The following is a 16,424-nucleotide window of genomic DNA, read 5'->3' as shown; positions in this document are numbered from 1 at the left end:
CGGCGGTGCCTGCTTCGCGGGCAAGCCCGCGAAGAGGCCAGTAACGCCAGCATCAGCATTCAGCCGTAGAGCAACCGCTCCGCCAGCATCTGCGCCACCCGCGCCGGCGAGCGCTTCTCCGCCTGGGCATGGCCGAACACTTCGGTCAGCCGTGACGGTATCCGCGCCAGGTGCGCGGTGATAGTGCCCAAGTCCTCGCCACGATGAGTCAGCGCCACGTAGATCAACCCACCGGCATTGATCACGTAATCAGGCGCATACAATATCCCGCGCGACTCCAGCTGGTCGGCCACCTGCAAGGTGGTCAGCTGGTTGTTCGCCGCCCCCGCCACCGCCGCGCAACGCAACTGCATCACGCTTTGCCCGTTCAGCACCGGCCCCACGCCGCAAGGGGCGAAGATGTCGCAAGGGGTGCTGATCAACGCATCGTTGGTTACAGGCTTGGCATCGAACTGCTCCATCGCCAGCCGCACACGTCCTGGGTCCAGGTCGCTGACCAGCAACTCCGCGCCCACTGCATGCAGTTGCTCCGCCAACGCAAAACCGACATTGCCCAAGCCCTGCACCGCCACTCGCAGGCCTCTGAGGTCATCACTGCCCAGCCGGAACGAGGTGGTGGCGCGAATACCCGCGAACACCCCCATCGCCGCATGTGGCGAGGGATCACCCGATGCGGTGGTACTGGTCACATGGGGTGTGCTCTGAGCAATGCAGTCCATGTCCAGGGTCGAGGTGCCGCTGTCCACGGCGATGATGAAGCGTCCATGCAAGGTATCGATGAAGCGGCCAAAGGCCTCGAACAGTGCGGCGCGGTTTTCCACATGCGGGTTGCGCATGATCACCGCCTTGCCACCACCCAGTGGCAAGCCCGCCAACGCCGCCTTGTAGCTCATGCCCTGGGCCAGGCGAATGGCATCGGTCATGGCGCTTTCGTCATCGGCATAAGGCAGGTACCGGCACCCGCCCATGGCCGGGCCCAGTTGCTCACTGTGGATCGCCACAACCGCTTTCAGACCCGTAGGCGGGTCGTTGAACAGGTGCAAGGACTGGGTACGGGTGCTTTGCATCAGAGCGAACATCGACAGGCCCCCCATGAGGTGCTCCCTCCAGTATAGGCACCGCCCTGAAGCTGGTGCCGCCGCCGGACCACTGGACGAAACCCCGCGCCACGGCTAATACTCAAGCGTGTGTGGAGAAGCCCCATGAAGCCACGTCAAGCCTGCCTGGCCTGCCTGGAACGCGAGCCTGTCGCCCTGCTGGAAGCCGCATTGTGGATTGCCGCCGAGCACGACCGGAGTGTCGAGCCCGCAGCCAGCCTTGCCGTGCTGCAAGACCTGCAGCGCGATATCAGCACCCACCTGCCGATGCTGCCACTGTGCGAACTGGCCCAGCCGCTGCTGCGCCAGCTCAATGCGCTGGGCTTCCAGCAGGATGAGTACCACCCCCTGCGCCCGCAGGCGGCGATGATGGACAAAGTGCTGCAACGCCGCCGTGGCCAACCGCTGACCCTGGCCATACTCGCCCTGGAACTGGCCGAACGCCTGTCCATTCCGCTGGAGGGTGTGGGCTTTCCTGGCCATTTCCTGCTGCGTGTACCGGGTGCCGACCACCTGCTCGATCCCTGCGGTGGCCGGCGCCTGTACCCCAACGATTGCCGTGAGCTGCTGGCCCGCCAGTTCGGGCCGCATGTTGCGCTGACGGCCGAGCACATGCGCAGTGCCACCCCGCTGCAGATGCTGCAACGCCTGTCACGCAACCTGCGCCAGCTGCACATCAGCAACGACAACCACCTGGCGGCGTTGATCGATGCCGAACGGGTCATGCAGTTGGGGCCGGTGCAGGTCAGTGACTACATGACCCGCGCCTCGTTGTACCAGCACCTGGATTGCCCACAGGCCGAGCGCTTCGACCTGGAGCATGCGCTGCTACTGACTGAAGATCCGGCCCAGCGCCTGAAGCTGTCCGAACGCATCGGCAAGCTTCCGGCGGCGAACCGTTCGCTTCACTGAGCCGGGCTGTCCGGCTGCTGGGCGGGGTGGGCCTGGGTGAACGCCGGATGCCCGGCGGCCATTGCGGCAACCCGCAGGATACGCGGGAAGCTGCTCAGGTCGATGTTGAAGCGTTCGGCGGCATACAGCTGCGGGATCAGGTACACATCCGCCAGCCCCGGTCGATCACCGAAACAAAAGCCTTGATCACCAATCAGTTGCTCCACTGCCGCTAACCCCTGGCTGATCCAGTGGCCGATCCATTGATTGACCTGCCCCTCGTCCTGCCCGGCCTGGCGCAGCCGGTTGAGCACGCTCACGTTGTGCAGCGGGTGGATGTCGCAGCCAATGATTGCCGCTACACCACGCACCCTGGCACGCGCCTCGGCCGTGGCCGGCAGCAACGCGGGCTGTGGATAAACCTCTTCCAGGTACTCGATGATTGCCGGTGACTGCACCAGCAATTCACCGTCATCGGTGCGCAAGGCCGGTACGCGGCCCTGCGGGTTAATGGCGACATAGTCCGCCCCACGCTGCTCACCCTGCAACAGGTTGACCGGCAGGGACTGGTAAGCCAGCCCCTTCAGTGCCAGGGCAATGCGCACCCGGTAGGACGAGGTGGAACGGTAATAGGTGTACAGCTCCATGCCCGCCCCTCCTCAGTTGGCCGCGATGACCGTACCACGGCATTCGCCGAAGCCGATGCTGGCCACGCCGTCGCGCGTGCAGCGGGCACGCAGGATGATTTCGTCACCGTCTTCGAGGAACTTGCGCACCTCGCCGCTGGCCAGTTCCACCGGCAGCTTGCCGCCCTCGGTGATCTCCAGCAGGCTGCCGAACGACCCTGGCGTGGCCCCCGACAAGGTGCCCGAACCGAACAGGTCGCCTGGTTGCAGCTGGCAGCCGTTGACGCTGTGGTGCGCCACCAGCTGCGCCACGGTCCAGTACATGCTGCGGGTGTTGCTCAGGGTCAGGCGGTGTGGAGCAACGCCCTGCTCACGCATGCGCTGGGTCAGCAGCAGCACTTCAAGCTCGATATCGTAGGCACCGGCGGCCTGGTCGCGCTTGTCCAGCAGGTACGACAGTGGCTGCGGGTCGCCTTCCGGGCGCGCCGGCTGGGCGCAGCGGAACGGCTCCAGCGCCTCGGCAGTGACCACCCAGGGGGAAATGGTGGTGATGAAGCTCTTGGACAGGAACGGTCCCAGTGGCTGGTATTCCCAGGCCTGGATATCGCGCGCCGACCAGTCGTTGAGCAGGCACAAGCCGGCCACGTGCTCGGCGGCGTCGCCTACCGGGATCGCCTGGCCCATGTCATTGCCCTGGCCAATCCAGATGCCCAGCTCCAGTTCGTAGTCCAGGCGTGCGCAAGGGCCGAAGCTCGGCTCGGTGTGCCCGGCCGGCAAGGTCTGGCCTTTGGGCCGGCGCACATCGGTGCCCGATGGGCGGATGGTGGAGGCGCGGCCGTGATAACCGATCGGCACGTACTTGTAGTTGGGCAGCAGCGGATTATCGGGGCGGAACAGCTTGCCCACGTTCTTGGCGTGCTCGATGCCGACGTAGAAGTCGGTGTAGTCACCGATCTGCGCGGGCACATGCAGTTGGCAGTCGCTGGCCGGGATCAGCGCCGGCTTCAACGCCGACTGGTGTTCGCTGTGCTCGCCAAGCAGGGCCTGCAAACGCTCGCGCAGCGCCACACGGGCGCTGCGGCCCAAGGCGAAGAATGCGTTCAGCGCGCCACCGCGGGTGGCTTCGACGGCAGCCTTGGCAGCACCGTCGAACAGGCCGGCGGCCAGCACCGCTTCCAGGTCGAGGATCGCGTCACCGATAGCCACGCCACAGCGTTTGGCTTCACCCGGCCGGCTGAAAATACCCATCGGCAGGTTCTGCAGCGGAAAGTCGCTGTGCCCGTTGGCGTGCTCGACCCAGCTACGGGCATTGGCAGTGTGGTTCATGGGTTATCTCCGGTTCGGGTTGAAGGTGCTCGGCAAGGTGGCCCAGCAACTATCGTAGTCGGCCTGCAATTGCGGGCATTCAAGGGCTTGCTGGCTCGGGCGCAGCACTTGGCTGGTCTCGAACATGAAAGCCATGGTGTTGTCGATCTTGTGCGGCGCCAGGTCGGCGGCAATGGCCTTTTCGCAGGTTTCGGCGTCGGGGCCATGGGCGCTCATCACCCCGTGCAATGAGGCGCCACCCGGCAGGAAGCCTTCGGCCTTGGCATCGTAGGCACCGTTGATCAGGCCCATGAACTCGTTCATCAGGTTGCGGTGGAACCATGGCGGACGGAAGGTGTTCTCGGCCACCATCCAGCGTGGCGGGAAGATCACGAAGTCCATGTTGGCCAGGCCATGTACGCTGGTCGGCGAAGTCAGCACGGTGAAGATCGACGGGTCCGGGTGGTCGAAGCTGACGGTACCGATGGTGTTGAAGCGGCGCAGGTCGTATTTGTAAGGCACGTTGCTGCCGTGCCAGGCCACCACATCCAGCGGCGAATGTTGCAGTTCGCAAGCCCAGTGCTCGCCCAGGAACTTCTGCACCAGTTGCACTGGCCCTTCGGCCTCTTCGTAGTGCGCCACCGGAGTGAGAAAGTCACGCGGGTTGGCCAGGCCATTGCTGCCGATCGGGCCCAGGTCCGGGATGCGCAGCGGCGACCCATGGTTTTCGGCGATGTAGCCGCGGGCCTGGCCATCGAGCAGTTCGACACGGAACTTCATGCCGCGTGGAATCACCGCGATCTCCAGCGGTTCAACTTCCATCACGCCCAGTTCGGTGGCAATGCGCAGGCGGCCCATTTCCGGCACCAGCAGCAGTTCACCGTCGGCGTTGAAGAAAACACGCTCCATGGAACGGTTGACGCGGTAGATGTAGATACTCACACCGGCCGGTTTTTCCGCCGCCGCGTTGGCCACCATCGGCAGCCAGCCCTCGATGAAGTCGGTCGGTTCGGCAGGGATCGGCTGCGGGCTCCAGCGCAGGCGGTTGGGGTTGATCCCACCCAACGGCCCGCTCAACGGCTGGCGCGCCAGGCGCTCGAAACGTGGGTGCAGTGCAGACGGGCGAATACGATAAAGCCAGGTACGGCGTAGCTCACTGCGGGCCATGGTGAACGCCGTGCCCGAGAGCAATTCGGCATACAGCCCATAGGGCGCCTTCTGCGGCGAGTTCTGCCCGACCGGCAAAGCCCCTGGCAGTGCTTCGCTGGCAAATTCGTTGCCGAAGCCGCTGAGGTAGTGAAGGTCGGGTGAGGTGTCGCGATTCATCGATGCCTCCGGGCTCTGGCCGAGCCGTTGCGGGCAGCTGGCTGCTGGCCCGGTGTGGGGTGGCAGCGCGTCTGCATTGTTTTTATCGTAATCAGATTACGAATAACGTAATTTGCCCCGCGCTTGGCGTCAAGCTATAAAGGCCCGACTTGAAGAATCCGGAAGCAGATGCCCATGACCAAAGCCAGCTCCCCCGCCGACAACGGCAAGCAGAAAGTCCGCTCGGCGGAGGTCGGCACCGACATCCTGAAGGCGCTTGCAGAGCTGTCCCCTTCCACATCGCTGTCACGCCTGGCGGAACATGTGCAAATGCCGGCGAGCAAGGTGCACCGTTACCTGCAGGCGTTGATTGCCAGTGGTTTTGCGGAGCAGGACAGCGCCACCAACCACTACGGTTTGGGGCGCGAAGCATTGCGGGTGGGGTTGGCGGCGCTGGGCAGCATCGATGTGTTGAAGATTGCCGCCCTGCCGCTGTCGCAATTGCGCGATGAACTGAACGAGAGCTGCTTCATTGCCGTGTGGGGTAACCAGGGCGCGACCGTGGTCAGCATTGAACCGGCAGTGCGCGCGGTCACCGTGGTCACACAAATCGGCTCGGTGCTACCGCTGCTTACATCCTCTACCGGCCTGGTGTTCGCCGCCTATCTGCCCGAGCGCGAGACCGTGGACTTGCGCGACCGCGAGCTGGCCGCCCTGCAACACACTGCAGAGGACTACCAGGCAGTCTTGGCCGGCATTCGCGACCGTGGGTTGCACCATGTGCACGGCCTGCTGATGCCAGGTGTGGATGCGTTGTCGGCACCGGTGTTCAATGCCTTGGGGCAGGTTGTGGCCGTGATGACCGTGGTCGGGCCAACGTCGATTTTTCATGCCGACGAACATGGGCCGGCGGCGCAACGGCTGCTGGCGGCTGCGCGAGAGACCAGCTGGCGTATGGGCTATTCACCGGCCGCGTGAGCGCCTGCAGCACTATTGCCCGATACGTAAAGGTGAATGTCATAAGCAGCTATTTTTCCCACAGGATCAAGCGCTTATTCTTAACTCACTGGCCGGCATGAAGGGCTCTTCCCCCCGCCTTTCAGGCCTGCGAGGTTCACCGACGTAGATTTTGAAGCTCCTTGATCTAACGTCTCGATTGGCCGCTGTGGCTTGCAGCGGCCTTTTTTTTACCCCGAAAAACCTGCGCTCTCGCTGGCTGATGCGCTCCCACAAAGTGCCCAGCAAGCGCTCTAGAGTGGGTACTTCTGCAGGTTCGCCATCATCTGCTGCAGCGCCTGCAAGCTGTCCTGCGGGTGCACGGCCCCGTCAAAGTCGCCAATCCGTGCCCAGTTTTCCGCCACCTGCTCCGGGGTAAAGCCTTCGCGCGGATCAAAGCCTACCCCCAGGCTGCGCTCCCAGCGCACTTTGCCCACCCAGCCGCCACCCACCTCGAACAATTCGCCCGTACCCTGGCACTGCTCACTGCCCAGGTACACCACCAGCGGGCTGACCAGTTCCGGCTTGAGCCGCTCGAAGACCTGAGGCGGGATCAGCCCTTCGGTCATGCGGGTGCCGCCGGTAGGGGCGATGGCGTTCACCAGAATGCCGTGCTTGCGCCCTTCGATTGCCAAAGTGCGGGTCAGCCCATACAAGCCTAGCTTGGCCATGCCGTAGTTGGCCTGGCCGAAGTTGCCGTAGATGCCAGAGGTAGAAGCGGTGAAAATCACCCGCCCCCAGTTCTGTTCGCGCAGGTGTGGCCAGGCGGCGCGGGTGACCTTGAAGGCCCCTTCCACATGCACCTGATAAACCTGCTCCCAGTCGCTGTCGTCCATCTTGTGGAACGTCTTGTCGCGCAGGATGCCGGCATTGTTCACCAGCACATCGACCCGGCCGAAGCTGTCTAGGGCCTGCTCGACGATACGCGCGCCCTGGCTGACCGAGTCATGGTTGGCGATGGCGGTGCCACCGGCGGCGCGGATCTCCTCCACCACCCGGTCGGCAGCCGAGGCGCTGGCACCTTCACCGTGGGTAGAGCCGCCGAGGTCGTTGACCACGACTCTGGCACCCCGCGCGGCGAACAGCAGCGCATGGGCGCGGCCCAGCCCACCGCCGGCTCCAGTGACGATCACCACGCGATCTTGCAGACGGACAGGCTCGCTCATGCTCATGGCTCCAGGCAGGTTCAGGTGGGCCAAGTGTCCGCCGCCAGCGGCAGGCGGACAATCAAGCTCACGCAGGCTGAATGCCTGGCAATAACGCAGGGCGATGAAGCCCGGTCAGGACCACGCCACCTTCTGTGGGTAATAGCTCAGCGGCTGTTCACGAAAAGCCAGGTAGTGGCGCAGGACCTGCACAGGCGCCTCGGTGTGCGGGTAATGGCCGATGCCCTGCAACTGCACGGTATCCGGCTCCGGCACCAGTTGCCGATAACGCTCCAGCATGTGCCCGCCGGAAAGTGGGTCAACCACGCCATTGATGAAGCGCAGGGGTACGCCTTTGCGCTGCATCGCCCCGACCCAGCGTTCGCGATGCAACCTGCGCTCGGGGATATAGCTCACCAGCTTGTGCAGGATGCGCGTGCCCCGGTTGGCGGCGATCAGGCTCCAAAAATCATCCAGGGCACTTTCGCTGGGGTGGGTGCAGGGGCCATAGACCTGGGTCACGTTGCGCACCAGGTCGTCACGCCCGAACGAGCGCCCGACCAGCCAGCCGAACCGGCTAAGCAGCAGTTTCTGGATCAGCAGCATGCGGCAGCTTTCGGGGAACAGCCCACTGTTGAGGAACACGCAGCTGGCTATCTCGGCACGCTGTTCGTGGTGCCGCGCCAGCAGTTCCTGGGCCACGCTGCCGCCGTAGTCATGGGCCAACAGGTGTACCGGCTGGTCGACCTGCAGATGGCCGAGCAAGGCCTGCTGCAGGTCGGCTTGCTCCATCAGGCTGTACGCGTGGTCGACCGGCTTGGCCGAGTCGCCAAAACCGAGCATGTCGCAAGCGATCACCCGAAAGCGTTGGGTCAAAGGCCCCCACAAGTAGTGCCAGTCCCAGCTGGCCGTGGGGAAGCCGTGTAACAGAAGCAGGGGCTCTCCTTGCCCTGCGGTCCAGTAGCGGATGCTCTGGCCCCGGAAGTTGAAGCTTTGTCCCCGGGTACGCCAGACGCACAATGGAATTTCGGCCATAGGCATCAGAAGTAACCCGGTGAAGTGATAAGGACGGGATAGGGCAAGGCTGCGGTCATTGCATGTCACCTCGGCACATACATGTGCTCTCTATGTCGAGGCAAAGTCTAGCCAGCAGCCCACTGGCTGGAACTTGCGTTGCCAGCCAGCTTGATGACTGTGCGAGTCAGTGGCACGAACGGTCAGAGCAACAGGGCCAGCAACGGTGCCGCGAACAGGTTCAGCAAGCCGGTCAGCACCATGACCAGGCCGGCCACGGAGCCTTCCTCGCGGCCTACCTCCTGCGCCCGGCTGACCCCGGCACCATGCGCACCGACACCAAACAGCGCCCCCCGTGCCAGCGGCGTGCGCAACGGCAACCAACGCAGCAGCACGCCGCCGAACATGGCGCCGAGTACACCGGTGAACATCACGAACACCGCTGTCAGCTCTGGTACGCCCCCCAGGTCATGGGCCAACGGCATGGCAAACGGTGTGGTAATCGAACGCGGCACCAGCGACAGGCTGGTCGCGCTGTCCAGCGCCAGCAGGTGCGCCAGCCCCCAGGAACTGGCGATCGAAGCACTGCTGCCGGCGACCATGCCCACCATCAGCGCCGGCCAATGGCGCGCCAGCATCGCCCGCTGCTGCCAGATGGGCACCGCGAAGGCGACGGTCACCGGGCCAAGCACGCTCATCAACCAATGGGTATTGCGCGCATATTCGGCATACGCGGTGTGCAGCGGCACCGCCACCGCCAGCAACAGCACCGGTACCAGGATCAACGGCGACAGCAGGTAGCGCCCGCTGCGCCGGTACAGCCAGCGGCTGCCCAGGTAGGCCAGCAAGGTCAGGGCCAGCCAGAACAGCGGCATGGGTTCAAGGCTCATGGCGCAACCTCCAGCGGCACACCAGTTCTACGGTGAGCGCGGTCACCACCATCACCATCAGCGTGCTCACGGCGATCACCAGCAAGATGCGCCAGCCCTCCTCACGGATCAACGAGCCGTAGTCCAGCAGGCTCATCAACGCCGGAATGAAGAACAGCAGCATCTCGGCCATCAGCCAGCCGGCGCCGAGTTGCAGCATGGCCGGCTTGAGCATACCGGACGCGAACAGTATCAGCAGCAGTGCCAGGCCCATCACACCACCTGGGATCGGCCAACCCAACCAAGTTGCAAGCTGGCCGCCCAGCAGAAACAAGGCACAAAGAATCGCCAGCTCGACAAGCAGGCGCAGGGCTTTTTTCAACAATGCGGGTTTCATGGCAGGGGTTCCTCGACAGGCCCTCATTTTAAGATTTGGCTGCCTAGGCCAGAAGCGAATTGTTAGACTTATCGCCATTCCAGAATGGAATTCAGAGCATGGAATTCAAACAGCTGCGCAGCTTTATCGAAGTGGTCCACCGCGGTGGTTTTACCCAGGCCGCGCAAACCCTGCACATCAGTCAATCGGCCGTGAGCAAGCAGGTGGCGCAGCTGGAGCAAGATGTGGGCCAGCCGCTGCTGGAACGCCAGGCCTCCCAGCTGCACCTGACAGCGGCCGGGCGCATTGTGCTGGAGCGCGGCGAAGCCCTGCTGCGCCAACGCCAGGCGCTGCTCAACGAACTGGACGACCTCAGCCAGATGGAGCGCGGCGAACTGCGCCTGGGCTTGCCGATGTTGGGCAGTGACGCCTTGTTCGCCGGGCTTTTTGCCGAATACCGGCGACGTCACCCGAACATCGCGATCCAGTTGCTGGAGGGCGGTAGCCGCAGTGTCGAACAGGCGGTCAAGAGTGGCGAGCTGGAACTGGGTGGTAGCCTGACACCCAGCGATGAAACCTTCGACTACCAGCCGTTCTGCAACGAGCCAATGGATACCCTGCTACCGGCGGGGCATCCCTTGGCGAGCCTGGACGGGGTGGACCTGGGGCAACTGGCCGATACACCGTTCCTGTTGTATCAACGCAGTTTCGTGCTCAACGACCGGCTGCTGAAGGCGTGCCAGCAACAGGGCTTTACCCCGAAAGAAGGCGGCCGCAGTGGCCAGGCAGACTTTTTGGCGGCGTTGGTGGCGGCAGGCCAGGGTGTGGTGTTGCTGCCCCGAGTGGTGGCAAAAGCGCTGGAGCGCCCCGGGGTGGTGCGTTTGCCGCTCCGCTCGCCGGGGGATTTGCGCTGGGACATCGCCTTTATCTGGCGGCGTGGGGCCTATCTGTCACGGGCGGCGCAGGCGTGGTTGGCATTGTTGCGCGAACCTCACGCCTGACGCGCTTTTTTATGCGGCCTTAGGGTCAGGCTCTCAGTGCGATTGCCAATTCAGCCAACCATGGCTCGGCATCCGCCTCCGGGGTCACCGTCTCGCTGGCGTCCAGGCGCAGCATCGGCTGCACCTCACGCACACCCAATTCGGCAAACAGCTCGCGCATCTGCTCGCCACCGCCGCAATAGGTATCACCGTAGCTGGAGTCACCCAGTGCAATCACCGCCCCCGGCAGACCACGCCAGGCCGCAGGCAAGGTATCGCGAAGGGTGCTGTACAGCGGCATGAGGTTGTCCGGCAGTTCGCCCATGCCGGTGGTCGAGGTCACGGCCAGCAAGGCGTCGGGGGCAAAACCTTCAAGATCCTGCTGGGTGGCACGTGCCGCATGCCAGGCCTCCAGGCCCGCTGCCTTGAGCAGCGTTTCAGCGTGACGGGCGACTTCTTCGGCGGTGCCATAGACCGATCCGGAAATAATGGCGACTTTCATCGGGTAGAGGATTCCGAAACTGAGTGAAAACGTAGGATACTAGCATCCAGCGCTGGCAAAAGGCCGCCTCTACCAAAGTCGCCGTCCTCAGCCCCTCTTTGCCCAATGGCCCGAACATGATCAATGCGCAATTGCTGCAATCGATGGTCGATGCGTCCAATGACGGGATCGTGGTTGCCGAACAGGAAGGCGACGACACCATCCTGATCTACGTGAACGCTGCCTTCGAACGCCTGACCGGCTACAGCCGCGATGAAATCCTCTATCAGGATTGCCGCTTTCTGCAGGCTGACGACCGTGACCAGCTTGGCCGCGCACGTATCCGCAGGGCCTTGGCCGAAGGCCGCCCCTGTCGCGAAGTGCTGCGCAACTACCGCAAGGATGGCAGCGCCTTCTGGAACGAGCTGTCGATTACCCCGGTAAGGCATGCCGCTGACCAGCGCACCTACTTCATCGGTATCCAAAAAGACGTCAGCCGCCAGGTCGAACTGGAACGGCAACTGGCGGAACTGTGCGCTCGTCCGAAACCCGACGAACGCGCTTGAACCAAGTACGCCATGCACGGTCAATCCCGATGAAGAAATCGCCACCACCGAGTTCGATCATGCAAGCAGACGTGCTCCTGACCCAGGACGAGCTGGATTTCATCCAGAACATGCAACATTCGCCGCATTTGAACGTGGCCGACTCCATGTCGAGCCTGCTGGTCAATGGCGACCGCCGCATACAGAGCCTGCTTACCCGGCTGGTGGCGAACGAACAGGTTACCTTGCAGGCCCAGTTCAACAACCAACAGATCAGCTTCCCCCTGCAATTGGTAGAAGACGAGTTCCACGCCCTGCACCTGCAACTGGGTTCACCGGAAATCTACGAAGACGGCCCCATGCTGCGCCCTTGGCGCCTGTCGATGGACCAGCCGAGCGCACTGCTCGATGCCCATGACGAGATCAGCGGCCTGTGGGTACGTGATATTTCCTTCAAAGGTGTGCTGCTGGAAGTCCGTGACCTGCCCTCGCCACCCGCACGCTTCGAACTGCGCTTCGCCCCCGGCGGCATCAGCCCGATCGAACTGCACGGCGTACTGGGCCGGCGTATTGGCCCGGACCTGGCGGCTTATGACCTCAGCCAAAGCCCGCCCGAAGAAATCGAGCGTCTGCGCGACTACATCCTCCAGGCCCACCCCGACCTGCACACTCAGGTATCTAGCTGACCTGCCAGAAACTGCCGCAACCGCTGGCGCATGACACTACCCTGCGCTCCCAGGCAGGCGATAGCACTGCCAGCCAGGCTGGCCTGTGCCACTTCCGCCGCCTCACCGGCCAGTAACAACGGGCAGTCCAATACTGCCGCCAGGCGAGCCAGGTGCCGAATGAGCTCTGCGGTAGGCGGCTGATGGGAAAACAGCACCAAGGCATCCGGCTTCAGGCGCTCGCAAACCAGCGCCAACTCCTGCAGTGGCTGCCCGTTCGCCAACGGGGTCACACCTGTTTCGTCGCTGCCCAGGATCAAGCTGGTGACCAGCAGCTCGAGCTCATGGCACTGCCCCGGTAATGGCGCCAACAGCACGGTGCGGCTACGCGGCACATGGGCAAGCTGCAAGCGAGCGAAGACCCGACCGCGCAGGAACTGGTCAAAGAACAGCCATTCACTGGCCTGCCCATAGCCGCCCTGGCGGACTGCCATGTCGTGCCACACAGGCATGAACACTTCGCTGAAAACCTGGTCCAGGGTGCTGGCGGCAAACACCTCCTGGAAAAGCAGATCAAGGCCCGCCACGTCGAAACGCTGCACCGCCAGGCGGATCTGGTGCTGCCAGCGTAGCCAAGCGTCCGTCGCATCACCGGCCTGGCCGGCAAGAGCATGGCCACGCGCAAGAATACTGCCCACTTTGCTGATTGCCACACCGCGCTCCAGCCACCCGAGGATACGGCGGATCTCATCGATATCGGCCTGGGAATACAGGCGGTGGCCACTGTCGGTACGGATTGGCTGGATCAGGCCATAACGACGCTCCCAGGCCCGCAGGGTCACAGCGTTGACACCGGTCAGACGGGAAACTTCACGAATTGGAAACAACTCCTGCTGTTCAAAACTCGCATCGATCACTGGATTACGTCCCTGTTCGTTCATCTGCAAGGGGTACCCTGCGTGCGGAAGTTGAACAGGTATTCTACTACGACGGCGCGAGTCGCAGGGTGCAACCGTTTGCCGCCCGGGGTTTGCCGAATATTGCAGATACGCGATAATCCGTGCCCGATTCTTGCATGCACGCCTGTGTTGCCCACCACCCCGGGCCACACAGCCAAAGGGGCCAGCTACCCGCCAGCCCCGTTGCCAGGAGATACACGATGTCTACCCCACCCGTCACCCTGATGGTGTCGCGCCGCGCCGCCCATGGCCGCTACCAGGACTTGCTGGCCTGGTTGCATGAAGGCGAGCAGCTGGCCACCGACTTTCCCGGCTACCTCGGCTCGGGCATCCTTGCGCCGCCCCGCGATGGCGACGAATTCCAGATCATCTTTCGCTTCAGCGACGAGCCCACCCTGCATGCCTGGGAATACTCCGCCTCGCGCCGGGCCTGGTTGCAACGCGGCAACGGCCTGTTCGAACGCCCCAAAGAGGCGCGCGTAAGTGGTATCGACGACTGGTTTGGCACCAACACGGTGCAAAAACCACCCCGTTGGAAACAGGCTGTGGCGATCTGGCTGGCATTCTTCCCGGTCTCGTTGCTGTTCAACCTGCTGTTCGGCCACTGGTTGGCAGCGTTGGACCTGGTGCCCCGGGTACTGCTCAGCACCTTGGCGCTGACACCCGTGATGGTCTACCTGTTCATCCCCCTGTCCACCCGCCTGCTGGCCGGTTGGCTGCATGCCACCCCAACGCCCTCTGGCGCCCTGCGCAGCCGCTGAGGGCAGGCCATACAATAGGGAAACAGTTCGGGTATGCTGGGTGGCAACCAAAGGACAGACAAGTTGACCGCCCGAACATGAACAGCCCCATTCTCGTTACCGGAGCCAGCCAGCGCGTCGGGCTGGCCTTGGCCCTTGAACTGGCACAGGCCGGCCATACGGTGGTCAGTGCCAGCCGCAGTGTCCAGCCACAGACGGCCCACCCGAACATTGTGCAGTTCCAGGCCGACCTGTGCCAGGCGGCCGACCGCCAGGCCCTGATCGATCACCTGCACAGCCATTACGACGGCCTGCGGGCCATCATCCACAATGCCTCGCTGTGGCTGGATGACGGGCTCGACAACCTCGAAACCATGTTCCGCCTGCACGTCGAAGCGCCCTACCACCTCAACCTGGCCTTGGGCGACCTGCTGGCCAAGGTGGACAAGGCCGACATCATCCACATCTGCGACGAAACGTCCTCACGTGGCAGCAAGAGCCACATCGGCTATGCCGCCACCAAGGCCGCGCTGCAGAACATGGTGCTGTCGTTCGCCGAAAAATATGCGCCCAAGGTGCATGTGAACGGTATCCTGCCCGGGCTGCTGATCCTCAAGGAAGGGGGCGATGAAGCCTACCGCCAGCAAACCCTGAAAAAGGCCTTGCTGGAATTCGAACCCGGCGCCGGCCCGCTGATCGAGACCGTCAAGTACCTGCTCGCCAGCCAGTACAGTACCGGCAGCCAGGTGGTCATCAACGGTGGCCGCCACCTGAAAAACCGCATGACTTGAGATAAGCCCATGACCCCACAGCAACAGCTCGAACTCGAAGCCGCCGCGTTCCGGCGCTTGGTCGAACACCTGCAAAAGCGCACCGACGTGCAGAACATCGACCTGATGAACCTGTCCGGTTTCTGCCGCAACTGCCTGTCCAAGTGGTACAAGGCCGCAGCGGACGAGCGCCAGCTCGACTTGAGCCTGGATGACGCCCGCGAAGCGGTGTACGGCATGCCCTACGCCGAGTGGAAAGCCCAACACCAGAAAGAAGCCAGCGCCGAACAACAAGCGGCGTTCGAAAAAGGAAAACCTCGTGACTGATCTGAACACCCTGCGCGCCAGCCTGGCCAGCGGCCAGCATGTATTTGCCGATACCCTGGCGTTCATTGCCGACCACTACAGCTACCAGCCTCAGGCCTTCAACAATGGTGGCGTGGAAAATGCCGCTGGGCAGAACGAAGGTTCGTGCAAGACTTTGGGCCTGGCACTGCTGGAAGGGCTGAGCGACCAGGAAGCGCTGCTGGCCTTTGGCGAGCACTACCGGGATGTGGTTGCCACGCCTGAGGGTAGCGACCATGGCAATATCCGGGCGCTGATCCAGCATGGGCTGGCCGGGGTGAAGTTTGCCGGGCAGCCGCTTTCGCGCAAGGCTTGAGATAGCCGGGGCCGCTTTGCGGCCCTTTCGCGGCGCAAGGCCGCTCCTACAGGGGACCGTGAAACCTGCCCGGGACCTCCGCTGCCAAACGGCCCTGCTGCAACCACTGCAAGGCCACCGGCCACAGGCTTTCGCGAAAGCGGTCATGGAAGAACGCGAAGTGGCCAATTTCCTCGACCGAGATATCCACAGGCGCGATGCGCAGGTGCCGGGCACCCTGTATATAACTCAGCAAACGCTCGGTGGCCGCGACGGTGCCAAAGGGGTCATCGGTCATGCTGATGGCCAGGGTTGCCGCCCGCACCTGGGCGAACGGTAGCGTTTTCAGTTCACGGCCGCTGGGCCGGTGTTCATAACGCGGGGTTCGTGTGGTCCAGTCGTGCACCACGCCAGATGGCGTATCCTCCAGCCAACCCAGTCGCTTGCCGGGGAAGTAACCGAATACCCGAGTCAACAGCGGCATAACCACATGCCATTTTCCAAACAGCTGCCAGCGCTGCTCAGCCGCATAATCGGGCCAATAGGCGAACTGCGCGCCCACCATCACCACCCGGCGCACCCGGCTGGCAGATGGCGCCAGGCCCACTGCGCAGCCGCCGAAACTGTGCCCTACCACATCCACCGGCTGGCCAGGGAAATGCGCGGCAGCATGCGTTAGCATGGCTTCGAAATCGAGCCTGCCCCAGTCGCTCCATGAAGCCTGAAAACCGCGCAACGAAGCTGGGCGGGATTCGCCGATGCCCCGGTAATCGTAGGTCAGCACATCGCAGCCCTGGGCAAACAGGAAGTCGGCAAAACGTGAGTAATAGCGGCAGCGTACCGAAGTGGCAGCGTTGATGATCACCAGCGGGCGCTGGGGGTCTGGTTGGGCGTGGCGCCAGCAGAAACCGCCGAGGCTGTAACCGTCGGCTGCGGGGTGGCGAAAGGCTGTGGCGGGTTGGGTGAGGCTGCTCATGGCGCATTCCCTGTTGTTGTGCGCCAAAACTAGCAAAGATTTTA

General features: G+C 63.4%; 20 protein-coding genes. 9 read left to right on the top strand and 11 right to left on the bottom strand.

All coding sequences use genetic code 11. From position 1 onward, the window contains the following. Window positions 1-59: 59 nt before the first annotated feature. Window positions 60-1,079 carry a Leu/Phe/Val dehydrogenase gene (locus PM2_RS02025; protein WP_025753991.1) on the bottom strand — a complete coding sequence of 340 codons (1,020 nt, stop codon included), beginning with the start codon at window positions 1,077-1,079 and terminating at the stop codon, window positions 60-62. Between the two features lie 123 nt (window positions 1,080-1,202). Here PM2_RS02025 and PM2_RS02020 point away from each other — a divergent pair, with 123 nt between their 5' ends. Further along, window positions 1,203-2,009, top strand: coding sequence for a SirB1 family protein (locus tag PM2_RS02020; RefSeq protein WP_028698638.1), 807 nt, complete (start codon window positions 1,203-1,205; stop codon window positions 2,007-2,009). Here PM2_RS02020 and maiA read toward each other — a convergent pair. From maiA to hmgA, 3 genes are read right to left on the bottom strand one after another with little or no spacing between them, the layout of a single operon-like run. Further along, complete coding sequence (gene maiA / locus PM2_RS02015; RefSeq protein ID WP_016713483.1) at window positions 2,003-2,635, bottom strand: maleylacetoacetate isomerase; 633 nt, start codon at window positions 2,633-2,635, stop codon at window positions 2,003-2,005. The two genes, PM2_RS02020 and maiA, sit on opposite strands and share 7 nt — an antisense overlap. Before the next feature lie 12 nt (window positions 2,636-2,647). After that, window positions 2,648-3,940, bottom strand: a complete 1,293-nt coding sequence (fahA, locus tag PM2_RS02010) for a fumarylacetoacetase (protein ID WP_016713482.1) — start codon at window positions 3,938-3,940, stop codon at window positions 2,648-2,650. A 3-nt stretch (window positions 3,941-3,943) separates the two neighbouring features. Next, the gene (gene hmgA / locus PM2_RS02005; RefSeq protein WP_028698639.1) at window positions 3,944-5,245 is read right to left on the bottom strand and encodes a homogentisate 1,2-dioxygenase; all 1,302 of its coding nucleotides are present in this window, start codon (window positions 5,243-5,245) and stop codon (window positions 3,944-3,946) included. Window positions 5,246-5,419: 174 nt separating this feature from the next. Here hmgA and PM2_RS02000 point away from each other — a divergent pair, with 174 nt between their 5' ends. Further along, window positions 5,420-6,202: an IclR family transcriptional regulator gene (locus tag PM2_RS02000; protein ID WP_016713480.1), complete on the top strand. Its 783-nt coding sequence runs from the start codon at window positions 5,420-5,422 to the stop codon at window positions 6,200-6,202. A 272-nt stretch (window positions 6,203-6,474) separates the two neighbouring features. On the opposite strand, the gene PM2_RS01995 is transcribed toward PM2_RS02000, so the two are convergent. The 4 genes from PM2_RS01995 to PM2_RS01980 all read right to left on the bottom strand — a co-directional run bounded on the left by PM2_RS01995 (window position 6,475) and on the right by PM2_RS01980 (window position 9,645). Then, window positions 6,475-7,386, bottom strand: a complete 912-nt coding sequence (locus PM2_RS01995) for an SDR family oxidoreductase (RefSeq protein WP_016713479.1) — start codon at window positions 7,384-7,386, stop codon at window positions 6,475-6,477. A 114-nt stretch (window positions 7,387-7,500) separates the two neighbouring features. Further along, entirely contained in the window at window positions 7,501-8,406 is a 906-nt protein-coding gene (locus tag PM2_RS01990) for an alpha/beta fold hydrolase (RefSeq protein ID WP_016713478.1), read from the bottom strand. Between the two features lie 176 nt (window positions 8,407-8,582). Beyond that, window positions 8,583-9,269, bottom strand: coding sequence for an LrgB family protein (locus tag PM2_RS01985; protein WP_016713477.1), 687 nt, complete (start codon window positions 9,267-9,269; stop codon window positions 8,583-8,585). Further along, on the bottom strand, window positions 9,259-9,645 hold the full coding sequence (locus tag PM2_RS01980) for a CidA/LrgA family protein (protein ID WP_028698640.1): 387 nt from the start codon (window positions 9,643-9,645) through the stop codon (window positions 9,259-9,261). Before PM2_RS01980 ends, PM2_RS01985 begins: the two co-directional genes overlap by 11 nt. A gap of 98 nt (window positions 9,646-9,743) precedes the next feature. On the opposite strand from PM2_RS01980, the gene PM2_RS01975 reads away from it, so the two are divergent. Then, a complete protein-coding gene (locus PM2_RS01975) occupies window positions 9,744-10,625 on the top strand; it encodes a LysR family transcriptional regulator (RefSeq protein ID WP_028698641.1) in 882 nt (293 codons plus the stop codon). A 25-nt stretch (window positions 10,626-10,650) separates the two neighbouring features. On the opposite strand, the gene PM2_RS01970 is transcribed toward PM2_RS01975, so the two are convergent. Beyond that, window positions 10,651-11,106: a flavodoxin gene (locus PM2_RS01970; protein WP_016713474.1), complete on the bottom strand. Its 456-nt coding sequence runs from the start codon at window positions 11,104-11,106 to the stop codon at window positions 10,651-10,653. A gap of 116 nt (window positions 11,107-11,222) precedes the next feature. Between PM2_RS01970 and PM2_RS01965 the strand changes: the two genes are divergently transcribed. Both PM2_RS01965 and PM2_RS01960 read left to right on the top strand, forming a co-directional pair. Then, window positions 11,223-11,651 carry a PAS domain S-box protein gene (locus PM2_RS01965; RefSeq protein WP_016713473.1) on the top strand — a complete coding sequence of 143 codons (429 nt, stop codon included), beginning with the start codon at window positions 11,223-11,225 and terminating at the stop codon, window positions 11,649-11,651. 59 nt (window positions 11,652-11,710) lie between these two features. Next, the gene (locus PM2_RS01960; protein WP_028698642.1) at window positions 11,711-12,316 is read left to right on the top strand and encodes a hypothetical protein; all 606 of its coding nucleotides are present in this window, start codon (window positions 11,711-11,713) and stop codon (window positions 12,314-12,316) included. Here PM2_RS01960 and PM2_RS01955 read toward each other — a convergent pair. After that, window positions 12,301-13,236: a MerR family transcriptional regulator gene (locus PM2_RS01955; RefSeq protein ID WP_028698643.1), complete on the bottom strand. Its 936-nt coding sequence runs from the start codon at window positions 13,234-13,236 to the stop codon at window positions 12,301-12,303. The genes PM2_RS01960 and PM2_RS01955 overlap by 16 nt on opposite strands. A 218-nt stretch (window positions 13,237-13,454) precedes the next feature. Here PM2_RS01955 and PM2_RS01950 point away from each other — a divergent pair, with 218 nt between their 5' ends. The 4 genes from PM2_RS01950 (at window position 13,455) to PM2_RS01935 (ending at window position 15,425) form a co-directional block, all read left to right on the top strand. Continuing rightward, window positions 13,455-14,015: a putative antibiotic biosynthesis monooxygenase gene (locus PM2_RS01950; protein ID WP_016713470.1), complete on the top strand. Its 561-nt coding sequence runs from the start codon at window positions 13,455-13,457 to the stop codon at window positions 14,013-14,015. Window positions 14,016-14,092: 77 nt separating this feature from the next. After that, window positions 14,093-14,785: a dihydromonapterin reductase gene (gene folM / locus PM2_RS01945; protein ID WP_028698644.1), complete on the top strand. Its 693-nt coding sequence runs from the start codon at window positions 14,093-14,095 to the stop codon at window positions 14,783-14,785. Between the two features lie 9 nt (window positions 14,786-14,794). Further along, a complete protein-coding gene (locus tag PM2_RS01940) occupies window positions 14,795-15,091 on the top strand; it encodes a DUF1244 domain-containing protein (protein WP_012274156.1) in 297 nt (98 codons plus the stop codon). Continuing rightward, window positions 15,084-15,425: a HopJ type III effector protein gene (locus PM2_RS01935; RefSeq protein WP_016713469.1), complete on the top strand. Its 342-nt coding sequence runs from the start codon at window positions 15,084-15,086 to the stop codon at window positions 15,423-15,425. The genes PM2_RS01940 and PM2_RS01935 overlap by 8 nt, the downstream gene beginning before the upstream one ends. A gap of 46 nt (window positions 15,426-15,471) precedes the next feature. Here PM2_RS01935 and PM2_RS01930 read toward each other — a convergent pair whose 3' ends face one another. After that, window positions 15,472-16,380 (bottom strand): alpha/beta hydrolase family protein, encoded by a 909-nt coding sequence (locus PM2_RS01930; RefSeq protein ID WP_016713468.1) that lies wholly within the window; start codon window positions 16,378-16,380, stop codon window positions 15,472-15,474. Between the last annotated feature and the right edge of the window lie 44 nt (window positions 16,381-16,424).

The organism is Pseudomonas monteilii NBRC 103158 = DSM 14164, assembly GCF_000730605.1.
GTDB lineage: Bacteria > Pseudomonadota > Gammaproteobacteria > Pseudomonadales > Pseudomonadaceae > Aquipseudomonas > Aquipseudomonas monteilii.
Note: the sequence above shows the minus strand (reverse complement) of the source record. Positions and strands in the feature narration are given on the sequence as shown.

What these genes read in the sequence shown, in the direction of transcription:
- PM2_RS01930 (WP_016713468.1), bottom strand. Translation starts at nt 16,380, where the DNA reads ATGAGCAGCCTCACCCAACCCGCCACAGCCTTTCGCCACCCCGCAGCC.
- PM2_RS01990 (WP_016713478.1), bottom strand. Translation starts at nt 8,406, where the DNA reads ATGCCTATGGCCGAAATTCCATTGTGCGTCTGGCGTACCCGGGGACAA.
- PM2_RS01980 (WP_028698640.1), bottom strand. Translation starts at nt 9,645, where the DNA reads ATGAAACCCGCATTGTTGAAAAAAGCCCTGCGCCTGCTTGTCGAGCTG.
- maiA (WP_016713483.1), bottom strand. Translation starts at nt 2,635, where the DNA reads ATGGAGCTGTACACCTATTACCGTTCCACCTCGTCCTACCGGGTGCGC.
- hmgA (WP_028698639.1), bottom strand. Translation starts at nt 5,245, where the DNA reads ATGAATCGCGACACCTCACCCGACCTTCACTACCTCAGCGGCTTCGGC.
- PM2_RS01950 (WP_016713470.1), top strand. Translation starts at nt 13,455, where the DNA reads ATGTCTACCCCACCCGTCACCCTGATGGTGTCGCGCCGCGCCGCCCAT.
- PM2_RS02000 (WP_016713480.1), top strand. Translation starts at nt 5,420, where the DNA reads ATGACCAAAGCCAGCTCCCCCGCCGACAACGGCAAGCAGAAAGTCCGC.
- PM2_RS01955 (WP_028698643.1), bottom strand. Translation starts at nt 13,236, where the DNA reads ATGAACGAACAGGGACGTAATCCAGTGATCGATGCGAGTTTTGAACAG.
- PM2_RS01985 (WP_016713477.1), bottom strand. Translation starts at nt 9,269, where the DNA reads ATGAGCCTTGAACCCATGCCGCTGTTCTGGCTGGCCCTGACCTTGCTG.
- PM2_RS01940 (WP_012274156.1), top strand. Translation starts at nt 14,795, where the DNA reads ATGACCCCACAGCAACAGCTCGAACTCGAAGCCGCCGCGTTCCGGCGC.
- PM2_RS02025 (WP_025753991.1), bottom strand. Translation starts at nt 1,079, where the DNA reads ATGTTCGCTCTGATGCAAAGCACCCGTACCCAGTCCTTGCACCTGTTC.
- PM2_RS01970 (WP_016713474.1), bottom strand. Translation starts at nt 11,106, where the DNA reads ATGAAAGTCGCCATTATTTCCGGATCGGTCTATGGCACCGCCGAAGAA.
- folM (WP_028698644.1), top strand. Translation starts at nt 14,093, where the DNA reads ATGAACAGCCCCATTCTCGTTACCGGAGCCAGCCAGCGCGTCGGGCTG.
- fahA (WP_016713482.1), bottom strand. Translation starts at nt 3,940, where the DNA reads ATGAACCACACTGCCAATGCCCGTAGCTGGGTCGAGCACGCCAACGGG.
- PM2_RS01960 (WP_028698642.1), top strand. Translation starts at nt 11,711, where the DNA reads ATGCAAGCAGACGTGCTCCTGACCCAGGACGAGCTGGATTTCATCCAG.
- PM2_RS01965 (WP_016713473.1), top strand. Translation starts at nt 11,223, where the DNA reads ATGATCAATGCGCAATTGCTGCAATCGATGGTCGATGCGTCCAATGAC.
- PM2_RS02020 (WP_028698638.1), top strand. Translation starts at nt 1,203, where the DNA reads ATGAAGCCACGTCAAGCCTGCCTGGCCTGCCTGGAACGCGAGCCTGTC.
- PM2_RS01975 (WP_028698641.1), top strand. Translation starts at nt 9,744, where the DNA reads ATGGAATTCAAACAGCTGCGCAGCTTTATCGAAGTGGTCCACCGCGGT.
- PM2_RS01995 (WP_016713479.1), bottom strand. Translation starts at nt 7,386, where the DNA reads ATGAGCGAGCCTGTCCGTCTGCAAGATCGCGTGGTGATCGTCACTGGA.